This window comes from Pseudomonas sp. Ps21-P2, assembly GCF_039672565.1.
Taxonomy (GTDB): domain Bacteria; phylum Pseudomonadota; class Gammaproteobacteria; order Pseudomonadales; family Pseudomonadaceae; genus Aquipseudomonas.
Genome location: NZ_JBDFPL010000010.1, coordinates 1 through 10,052, shown reverse-complemented (window position 1 = coordinate 10,052; position 10,052 = coordinate 1). Strand labels below are relative to the sequence as shown.

Annotated in this window: 9 protein-coding genes and 4 tRNA genes; all 13 read right to left on the bottom strand. The window is 54.5% G+C overall.

Features of this window, described 5'->3' with window-relative positions; translation table 11 throughout:
* Positions 1 to 17 precede the first annotated feature (17 nt).
* The gene (rpoB, locus tag ABEH28_RS22965) at positions 18 to 4,091 is read right to left on the bottom strand and encodes a DNA-directed RNA polymerase subunit beta (RefSeq protein WP_192174975.1); all 4,074 of its coding nucleotides are present in this window, start codon (positions 4,089 to 4,091) and stop codon (positions 18 to 20) included.
* A gap of 221 nt (positions 4,092 to 4,312) precedes the next feature.
* Positions 4,313 to 4,678 (bottom strand): 50S ribosomal protein L7/L12, encoded by a 366-nt coding sequence (gene rplL / locus ABEH28_RS22960; protein ID WP_019409897.1) that lies wholly within the window; start codon positions 4,676 to 4,678, stop codon positions 4,313 to 4,315.
* Between the two features lie 78 nt (positions 4,679 to 4,756).
* Positions 4,757 to 5,257, bottom strand: a complete 501-nt coding sequence (gene rplJ / locus ABEH28_RS22955) for a 50S ribosomal protein L10 (RefSeq protein WP_192174974.1) — start codon at positions 5,255 to 5,257, stop codon at positions 4,757 to 4,759.
* Between the two features lie 197 nt (positions 5,258 to 5,454).
* Entirely contained in the window at positions 5,455 to 6,150 is a 696-nt protein-coding gene (gene rplA, locus ABEH28_RS22950) for a 50S ribosomal protein L1 (protein ID WP_122536823.1), read from the bottom strand.
* Positions 6,150 to 6,581 carry a 50S ribosomal protein L11 gene (rplK, locus tag ABEH28_RS22945; RefSeq protein ID WP_037017696.1) on the bottom strand — a complete coding sequence of 144 codons (432 nt, stop codon included), beginning with the start codon at positions 6,579 to 6,581 and terminating at the stop codon, positions 6,150 to 6,152. The genes rplA and rplK overlap by 1 nt, the downstream gene beginning before the upstream one ends.
* Before the next feature lie 119 nt (positions 6,582 to 6,700).
* Positions 6,701 to 7,234 (bottom strand): transcription termination/antitermination protein NusG, encoded by a 534-nt coding sequence (gene nusG, locus ABEH28_RS22940; protein ID WP_003317113.1) that lies wholly within the window; start codon positions 7,232 to 7,234, stop codon positions 6,701 to 6,703.
* A gap of 9 nt (positions 7,235 to 7,243) precedes the next feature.
* Positions 7,244 to 7,612, bottom strand: coding sequence for a preprotein translocase subunit SecE (gene secE / locus ABEH28_RS22935; RefSeq protein ID WP_037017694.1), 369 nt, complete (start codon positions 7,610 to 7,612; stop codon positions 7,244 to 7,246).
* Positions 7,613 to 7,656: 44 nt separating this feature from the next.
* Positions 7,657 to 7,732, bottom strand: a tRNA-Trp gene (locus tag ABEH28_RS22930).
* Between the two features lie 175 nt (positions 7,733 to 7,907).
* A tRNA-Thr gene (locus ABEH28_RS22925) sits at positions 7,908 to 7,983 on the bottom strand.
* A gap of 26 nt (positions 7,984 to 8,009) precedes the next feature.
* Positions 8,010 to 8,083 (bottom strand) — tRNA-Gly (locus ABEH28_RS22920).
* Positions 8,084 to 8,110: 27 nt separating this feature from the next.
* A tRNA-Tyr gene (locus tag ABEH28_RS22915) sits at positions 8,111 to 8,195 on the bottom strand.
* A 142-nt stretch (positions 8,196 to 8,337) separates the two neighbouring features.
* Positions 8,338 to 8,775: a hypothetical protein gene (locus ABEH28_RS22910; protein WP_346627607.1), complete on the bottom strand. Its 438-nt coding sequence runs from the start codon at positions 8,773 to 8,775 to the stop codon at positions 8,338 to 8,340.
* Between the two features lie 62 nt (positions 8,776 to 8,837).
* Positions 8,838 to 9,794 carry a bifunctional biotin--[acetyl-CoA-carboxylase] ligase/biotin operon repressor BirA gene (gene birA, locus ABEH28_RS22905; protein ID WP_346631159.1) on the bottom strand — a complete coding sequence of 319 codons (957 nt, stop codon included), beginning with the start codon at positions 9,792 to 9,794 and terminating at the stop codon, positions 8,838 to 8,840.
* Positions 9,795 to 10,052 lie beyond the last annotated feature (258 nt).

Sequence of the window (10,052 nt, the reverse complement as noted above, 5' to 3'; positions counted from 1 at the left end):
TCGATTCGCGTCACGTGTTATTCGGTTTCCAGATCGATATCGATACCGAGCGAACGGATTTCTTTGATCAACACGTTGAAGGACTCGGGCATGCCCGGCTCCATACGGTGATCGCCGTCCACGATGTTCTTGTACATCTTGGTACGGCCGTTCACGTCGTCCGACTTCACTGTGAGCATTTCTTGCAGAGTGTACGCCGCGCCATATGCTTCCAGCGCCCAGACTTCCATCTCCCCGAAACGCTGACCACCGAACTGAGCCTTACCACCCAGCGGCTGCTGGGTGACCAGGCTGTACGAACCAGTGGAACGCGCGTGCATCTTGTCGTCCACCAAGTGGTTCAGCTTCAGCATGTACATGTAGCCAACGGTGACCGGACGCTCAAACTTGTTACCGGTACGGCCGTCGAACAGCTGCATCTGGCCACTGTCCGGCATGTCCGCCAGGCGGAGCATTGCCTTGATTTCGGATTCCTTGGCGCCGTCGAATACCGGGGTAGCCATAGGAACGCCGCCACGCAGGTTCTTCGCCAGATCCAGAATTTCCTGATCAGACAGGTCATCAAGACTTTCCTGACGGCCGCCAATCTCGTTGTAGATCTCGTTCAGGAACTTGCGCAGTTCAACGACTTTACGCTGCTCTTCGAGCATGCGGTTGATCTTCTCGCCCAATCCTTTAGCCGCGAGGCCCAAGTGAGTTTCGAGGATCTGACCGACGTTCATACGCGAAGGTACACCCAACGGGTTGAGGACGATATCCACCGGCGTGCCATTGGCATCGTGCGGCATGTCTTCAACCGGCATGATCACGGAGACCACACCTTTGTTACCGTGACGACCGGCCATCTTGTCGCCCGGCTGGATGCGACGGCGAATGGCAAGGTAGACCTTGACGATCTTCAGCACGCCTGGAGCAAGGTCATCGCCCTGCTGCAGCTTGCGCTTCTTGTCTTCGAACTTGTCGTCAAGCAGACGGCGACGGTCAACGATGTACGCCTGGGCCTTCTCGAGCTGCTCGTTTAGCGCATCTTCGACCATGCGCAGCTTGAACCACTGACCGTGCTCCAGACCGTCCAGAACTTCGTTGGTGATTTCCTGCCCTTTCTTCAGGCCGGCACCACCTTCAGCGACACGACCGACCAGCGCGGAACGCAGACGCTCGAAAGTTGCGCCTTCAACGATGCGGAACTCTTCGTTCAAGTCCTTGCGGATCTCGTCAAGCTGGCTCTTCTCGATGGACAGCGCACGAGCATCACGCTCAACGCCATCACGCGTGAAGACCTGGACATCAATGACGGTGCCTTTGGTACCGGTAGGTACACGCAGGGAGGTGTCTTTAACGTCGCTGGCTTTTTCACCGAAGATTGCGCGCAGCAGCTTCTCTTCCGGCGTCAGCTGGGTCTCGCCTTTCGGAGTGACCTTACCTACCAGAATGTCACCAGCGCCGACTTCCGCACCCACATAAACGATACCGGCTTCGTCCAGCTTGTTAAGTGCTGCTTCACCCACGTTAGGGATGTCAGCAGTGATCTCTTCAGGCCCAAGCTTGGTATCACGCGCCACACAGGTCAGTTCCTGAATGTGGATCGTGGTGAAGCGGTCTTCCTGGACAACACGCTCGGACAGGCAAATGGAGTCTTCGAAGTTGAAGCCGTTCCACGCCATGAACGCGATGCGCATGTTCTGACCCAGTGCCAGCTCACCCATATCGGTGGACGGGCCGTCAGCCATGATGTCGCTACGCTGAACGCGATCACCCTTGCTCACCAGCGGGCGCTGGTTGATGCAGGTGTTTTGGTTCGAACGTGTGTATTTGGTCAGGTTGTAGATGTCGACACCGGCTTCGCCTGTCTCAACTTCGTCATCTGCAACACGAACCACGATACGGCTAGCGTCAACCGAGTCAATCACGCCGCCACGACGGGCCACGACGCAAACGCCGGAGTCACGCGCAACGTTACGCTCCATGCCAGTACCAACCAGCGGCTTGTCAGCGCGCAGTGTTGGAACAGCCTGACGCTGCATGTTCGAACCCATCAACGCACGGTTGGCATCGTCGTGCTCAAGGAACGGGATCAGCGATGCTGCAACGGAAACAACCTGCTTCGGCGAAACATCCATCAGGGTGACGTCTTCCGGCGCCTTGACGGTGAACTCGTTCAGGTGACGAACAGCAACCAGCTCGTCGATCAGGATCTTCTTGTCGTTCATTGCCGCAGATGCCTGGGCAATGACGTGATCCGCTTCCTCAATAGCTGAGAGGAAAACGATTTCGTCAGTTACCAGAGCGTCCTTAACCACACGGTACGGGCTCTCGAGGAAGCCGTACTGGTTGGTGCGCGCGTATGCCGCCAAGGAGTTGATCAGACCAATGTTCGGACCTTCCGGCGTTTCAATCGGGCAGACACGACCGTAGTGAGTCGGGTGTACGTCACGAACTTCAAAGCCGGCACGCTCACGCGTCAGACCACCAGGGCCGAGTGCAGAGACACGACGCTTGTGAGTGATCTCGGACAGCGGGTTGTTCTGGTCCATGAACTGGGAAAGCTGGCTGGAACCGAAGAACTCTTTCACCGCCGCCGCAACAGGCTTGGCGTTGATCAGGTCCTGAGGCATCAGCCCTTCGCTTTCTGCCATCGACAGACGCTCTTTAACCGCACGCTCAACACGCACCAGACCTACACGGAACTGGTTCTCGGCCATCTCGCCTACGCAACGAACGCGACGGTTACCAAGGTGGTCGATGTCATCGACGATGCCTTTACCGTTACGGATGTCGACCAGGGTCTTCAGCACTGCAACGATGTCGTCTTTGTGCAGGACGCCCGAACCTTCGATCTCGGTACGACCGATACGACGGTTGAACTTCATCCGACCTACAGCCGACAGATCGTAGCGCTCTGGGCTGAAGAACAGGTTGTTGAACAAGGTCTCGGCGGCATCCTTGGTAGGTGGCTCGCCAGGACGCATCATCCGATAGATTTCGACCAGGGCTTCAAGCTGGTTGCCGGTCGAGTCGATCTTCAGGGTGTCGGAGATGAAAGGACCGCAGTCGATGTCGTTCGTATACAGCGTCTCGATGCGAACAACCTGAGCCTTGGCAATTTTTGCCAGGATCTCGGTATTCAGCTCGGTATTGCACTCGGCAATGATCTCACCCGTCGCTGGGTGCACGATCGCCTTGGCGCTGGTGCGGCCAATAACGTAGTCGAGCGGAACCTCAAGGGTCTTGATGTTCGCTTTTTCGAGCTGGTTGATGTGACGGGCCGTAATACGACGGCCTTGCTCAACAATCACCTTGCCCTTGTCGTCCAGAATATCCAGAACGGCAATTTCGCCACGCAGGCGCTGAGGCACCAACTCCAGATTCAGGTTCTCGCCCTGAACGTGGAATACGTTGGTGGTGTAGAAAGCATCCAACACTTCTTCAGTGGTGTAACCCAATGCACGGAGCAGAACCGATGCAGGGAGTTTGCGGCGACGGTCGATACGAACGAAGACACAGTCTTTCGGATCGAATTCGAAGTCCAGCCACGAACCACGGTAAGGAATGATGCGAGCCGAATACAACAGCTTGCCCGAACTGTGCGTCTTGCCGCGGTCATGGTCAAAGAACACGCCCGGGGAACGGTGCAGCTGGGAAACGATCACACGCTCGGTACCGTTGATAACGAAGGTACCGTTTTCAGTCATCAGGGGGATTTCACCCATATAGACTTCTTGCTCTTTGATGTCCTTGATCGCTTTGTTCGACGATTCTTTGTCGAAAATGATCAGACGTACTTTTACCCGCAAAGGTACGGCGTATGTCACACCGCGGAGCACGCATTCCTTGACATCAAAAGCCGGTTCGCCCAGACGATAACCCACATACTCCAGAGCAGCATTGCCGGAGTAGCTGATGATCGGGAAAACAGATTTGAAGGCCGCATGCAGGCCCACGTCGCGGAACTGATCTTTAGTCGCTCCCGCTTGCAAGAATTCACGATACGAATCCAGCTGGATGGCCAGGAGGTAAGGCACATCCATGACGTCCGGCAACTTGCTAAAGTCCTTGCGGATACGTTTTTTCTCAGTATATGAGTAAGCCATCAGCGTTCCCCAGCTTGGTCACCTGCTTGTTTGGCTCCTCCCGACGGGAGCAGCCAGAAAAATCTTGCGAACCCCATGGTTCGCGCCACCGTTCGAGGTGGGTAGATCACGTAATCAGCGCTAACCGAATCAGCTGCCAACAACGGAAAAAGGCCGGTGGCAGAAGCCACCAGCCATCAGCCTTTCGCTTAACGCTTGGGCTGGAAACACAAAGTCGATGCTTACTTCAGCTCGACTTTAGCGCCTGCTTCTTCCAGAGTAGCCTTGGCTTTGTCAGCAGCGTCTTTAGCTACTGCTTCCAGAACCATTGCTGGAGCGCCGTCAACGACTGCCTTGGCTTCTTTCAGGCCCAGACCGGTCAGTTCACGAACTGCCTTAATAACGTTAACTTTCTTCTCGCCAGCTTCCAGCAGCATGACGTTGAATTCAGTTTGCTCTTCAACAACGGCGGCAGCAGCAGCTGGGCCAGCGGAAGCAGCAGCAGCGCTAACACCGAATTTTTCTTCGAATGCTTTGATCAGCTCTACAACCTGCAGAACGGACATTTCAGCTACGGCGTTGAGGATATCGTCTTGAGAGATAGACATGACTCTAATTCCTGAATTGGGGGACGGCCTACGCGACCATCGAAATAAACAAAAATACGCGAGAAGAAGTGCCGGCCCTTAGGCTGCAGCGGCTTCTTTCTGTTCGCGAATAGCCGCCAGAGTACGAGCGAGCTTGCTGGTAGCGCCTTGAATCACGCTCATCAGCTGCGAAATCGCTTCGTTGCGGGTCGGCAGTGTTGCCAGTACGTCGATCTGATTAGCTGCGAGGTACTTGCCCTCAAACGCAGCTGCCTTGATCTCGAACTTATCCTGACCTTTAGCGAACTCTTTGAACAAACGGGCAGCAGCACCTGGATGTTCGTTGGAGAAGGCGATCAAGGTCGGGCCGGTGAACACATCGTTGAGGACACTGTATTCAGTATCAGCAACGGCGCGCTTGAGCAGGGTGTTACGTACGACACGTACGTAAACGCCAGCTTCACGAGCCTCTTTACGGAGTCCGGTCATCGCGCCTACCGTCACACCGCGGGCATCAGCCACAACAGCAGACAGAGCGACTTTGGCAGCCTCGTTGACTTCAGCGACGATGGCCTTCTTGTCTTCGAGTTTAATTGCCACGGGTTTAACTCCTGCTTGTTACCGTTTCATCTGACCTGAGCCGGATGTCGTTTTGGTGTCTGATTCGGTAAGGAACCGGGAGCACCATCTGCGTAGGCTTGTGGTTTAAGGCTTTCGCCGCCTACGGTCTTGGATAGCCCCCGCCAGGCAGGGACCCCAATTTTCGCAATGACGCGGTTACCCGCGTCATGCCAGTCTTACGCGTCCAACGAACCTTGGTCGATGACCAAGCCTGGGCCCATAGTGGTGCTCAGTGTTACGCGCTTAACGTAGATACCTTTCGAGGAAGCTGGCTTGATACGCTTCAGATCAGCGATCAGAGCTTCAACGTTCTCACGCAGCTTGTCTGCATCAAAGCCGACCTTGCCAACGGAGGTATGGATAATGCCGTTTTTGTCGGTGCGATAACGAACCTGACCAGCCTTGGCGTTTTTCACGGCAGTGGCTACGTCTGGAGTAACGGTACCGACTTTAGGGTTAGGCATCAGGCCGCGCGGGCCGAGGATCTGACCCAGCTGACCAACAACACGCATTGCGTCCGGGGAAGCAATCACGACGTCATAGTTCAGGTCGCCGCCTTTCATTTCAGCAGCCAGATCGTCCATACCAACACGATCAGCGCCGGCAGCCAAAGCAGCCTCAGCAGCTGGACCCTGAGTAAATACTGCGACACGAACGGTCTTGCCAGTGCCGTGAGGCAGCACGGTGGCGCTACGTACGACCTGATCGGATTTACGAGGATCAACACCGAGGTTCACAGCGACATCTACAGACTCGCTGAACTTCACTGTCGACAACTCAGCCAGCAGAGCAGCGGCTTCGTTGAAGTTATAAGATTTGCCAGCTTCGACTTTGGAAGCGATAGCTTTTTGGCGCTTAGTCAGCTTAGCCATTACACACCCTCCACGTTAAGGCCCATGCTACGAGCAGAACCGGCGATGGTGCGCACGGCGGCGTCCATATCAGCAGCGGTCAAGTCGGCATTTTTTGCCTTGGCGATTTCTTCCAGCTGAGCACGGGTTACTGTGCCAACTTTTACGGTGTTCGGACGAGCCGAGCCGCTGGTCAAGCCAGCTGCTTTTTTCAGCAGTACCGAAGCCGGGGTGCTTTTGGTTTCAAAGGTGAAGCTGCGGTCACTGTAAACAGTGATGATCACAGGGGTCGGCAAACCTGGCTCAATACCCTGAGTACGGGCGTTGAACGCTTTGCAGAACTCCATGATGTTCACGCCGTGCTGACCCAGTGCAGGACCAACAGGCGGGCTCGGGTTAGCCTGAGCGGCTTTCACTTGAAGCTTGATGTAAGCGGTAATCTTCTTGGCCATGAGGCACTCCAATTACGGGTTCTAGCGCCTCGAAAGGCTCCCCGGTTACTTGCGCGTTTATCCCGGTGACGAAAAAACCCCACAGCCCAGGGCTGCGGGGTATGGGATTCTGAGTTCAGTTACGCCTTTTCGACCTGACTGAACTCCAGCTCCACCGGAGTGGAGCGTCCGAAAATGAGCACCGCCACTTGGATTCGGCTCTTTTCGTAGTTGACTTCTTCTACAGTACCGTTGAAATCAGCAAACGGACCATCTGTAACACGGACGACTTCGCCCGGCTCGAAGAGAGTTTTTGGCTTCGGCTTGTCGCTGCCATCAGCAACGCGACGCAGAATTGCCTCAGCTTCTTTATCGGTAATAGGGGCCGGCTTGTCTGCCGTGCCACCGATGAAACCCATGACACGAGGAGTATCCTTGACCAAGTGCCAAGTGCCCTCGTTCATGTCCATCTGGACAAGCACATAGCCAGGGAAGAATTTGCGTTCACTTTTGCGTTTCTGGCCGTTACGCATTTCCACTACTTCTTCAGTAGGGACCAGAATCTCGCCGAAGCCATCTTCCATGCCTGCAAGCTTTACACGCTCAACCAGTGAGCGCATGACATGCTTCTCGTAACCCGAGTAGGCATGCACTACGTACCAACGCTTAGCCACGGGACACCCTTAGCCGACAATCAAGGAAACAAGCCAGCCGAGCAGGGAATCTAAACCCCACAACAGCAGCGCCATGACGAGAACCACTGCAACCACGATCAAAGTGGTCTGGGTAGTCTCTTGACGCGTAGGCCACACGACTTTACGAATCTCAGCGCGAGCTTCTTTGGCCAAAACAAAGAAAGCCTTACCCTTCCCCGTCTGCAGAGCCACATAGGCTGCCACGGCGGCGATCACAAGCAGGGCAAGAACGCGATACAGGATTGGCTGCGCGGAGTAGTATTGATTTCCAACGACACCCACGACTACCAGAAGCACTACTACAAGCCACTTCACGAGATCAAAACGGGAGTCTTGGGCTTCAGCCTTTGGATTCATCTACTAAAATCCTGTGAAAAGAAAGCCAGATACTTTGGAGAATCTGGCAGGTCAGGAGGGAATCGAACCCCCAACCTACGGTTTTGGAGACCGTCGCTCTGCCAATTGAGCTACTGACCTAAAAGCAAAATCAGGCCGAACATTATGCGGACCTGACAGGAAGATTTCAACAGCAACTCGACAACTGCGATTGTGCAGGTCGACTCACTGCGGCGCCATCTCACCAAGACCTTGAAAACCTTGGTATTCGTAGCGCCTAAAACAAAGGCAGATACTCACATATCTGCCTTAGTAATGGAGCTCTTGAGCGGATTTGAACCGCTGACCTCACCCTTACCAAGGGTGTGCTCTACCAACTGAGCTACAAGAGCAAAACACATTGCACAACCAGAAAACTTGGAGCGGGTAGCGGGAATCGAACCCGCATCATCAGCTTGGAAGGCTGAGGTTCTACCACTAAACTATACCCGCTGAGCTTTGCTGCTTACGCTCAAAATATGGTGGAGGGGGAAGGATTCGAACCTTCGAAGTCGTAGACGTCAGATTTACAGTCTGATCCCTTTGGCCGCTCGGGAACCCCTCCTAAGCGAGGCAGCATTCTATATCATGCTACCCTTCTGTCAATCTTTTTCTCAATAAAAACTTGAGGTTACAAGCATTGACCATTGCTACATCAGCACCTATCAATTGATCTGCACTGCGAAGCGGGCGCCATTCTATTCAAACTAATCTGCGGTTGCAATGCCTTCACATGACATTATTTCATTTTTTAGCATGGGAAAATCCCTGCGGAGCTCGGCAATCAAAGCCTCGCTGACCAAGCGCCGGCTAGCAGGCGCAATTTTCAGCCAGTACACGCCGCCTTCCTGATCCAGGCGCTTTCCAAGGTGAGTATCGATATCTAAGGCAACAAGACGCTGCTCGAGAAGTGCGGCTTCAGCCTGCTTGGCAGTTCCGCCCAGGTAGAGGCAGTTCTCTTGCCCTGTAGAGGTACGCGCAGTACCACCACCGACTCCCGACTCGCCCAGCAAACGAATATTTTGTCCATACGCTCGATGAGTCAGCAGCGGCTCGACCTCTTTAGGACGCAGCGGCGCATCCTGCTGATGCCAGAAGAAATACAGACCGTTCAACATGAGTAACAACAAAAACGTCCATGGCATACCCACCTCATTAACGATACGCACCTGAATGCAGGCCGATCTTACTAACTCTGATTTCTACCCTAACTACCCTGGAGCCTGAGAGTCACCTCCCCCCCGCTGAAATACTCTTCACGCCCATCTACCTCCAGGCGTAACGCCCCATCGTCACCAATGCCCTTCACAACGCCCTGGGTGGTGTTCGCACCCGCGGTGAGAGCGACCACGAGGCCTTGCCATAGATGCTTGTCCTCCCACGCTTTTCTATACGCTGCAAATCCACTTTCCTGATGGCCAGCAAGATAGCCACTGAGATTTCGACTTAGCGCGCAAGCGACCTTGTTTCTGTCCTGAATATCTCCCAGCTCAAGGGCCACCGACGTCCAAGCCTGATCGACGTCAACGGAATCACGCATATTGATATTGATCCCAATACCGATAACTACATGGCAAACATTAGCGAGATCGCCAGTTACCTCGAGCAGCACTCCAGCGAGTTTTTTGCGGCCAACCAGAATGTCGTTAGGCCATTTTAGGCCCGCTCTATGGATACCGAGTTCTCGCAGCGTATCTACAACTGCAAGCCCTACGACAAGGCTAAGACCGTCGAGCCGACGGGTACCGCCATCCATACGCAAAGCAAGGCTGTAATAGAGGTTTTCAGCAAAAGGACTTACCCATTGACGCCCACGCCTGCCGCGGCCTGCTGTCTGCTGCTCTGCAAGAACCAAAGCCGGAAGGGCTGCGCCTGAACTTGCCATTCTCATGGCTTCGGCATTCGTGGAGTCGATAGTTTCGTGAATGCGACATGTCCAACCCAATCTTTCGTGCTCATCGATCAGCACCTCACTGTCCAACAACGAAAGCGGGGAAGCCAAACGGTAACCTCGGCCGCGCACCTTGTAAATTTCGATGCCCAGCTCAGCCTGGACCTGCTGCAGCTTCTTCCAGACAGCACTTCGGCTGACGCCCAGCGCGAGCCCCAGATCCTCGCCGGAGTGAAACGCCCCATCTCCAAGTAGCTTTAGCAACGTATGCATGGGTTTCAGCGCCTGGTAGTAAGACGCGCATGATAGCCATCTAGCCGACCTACGCAAGCGTACCGTGCAGGGCACAAGCCGAAGTCAAACATTGCGGATGTGTGGGTTTTAATGTGGGGAGTTGTTAACAGCTTTTCCGCGCGCAAAAAACAAAACCCCACCTGCTTTCGCAAATGGGGTTCTGGAATTTAATCTTGACGATGACCTACTCTCACATGGGGAAACCCCACACTACCATCGGCGATGCATCGTTTCACT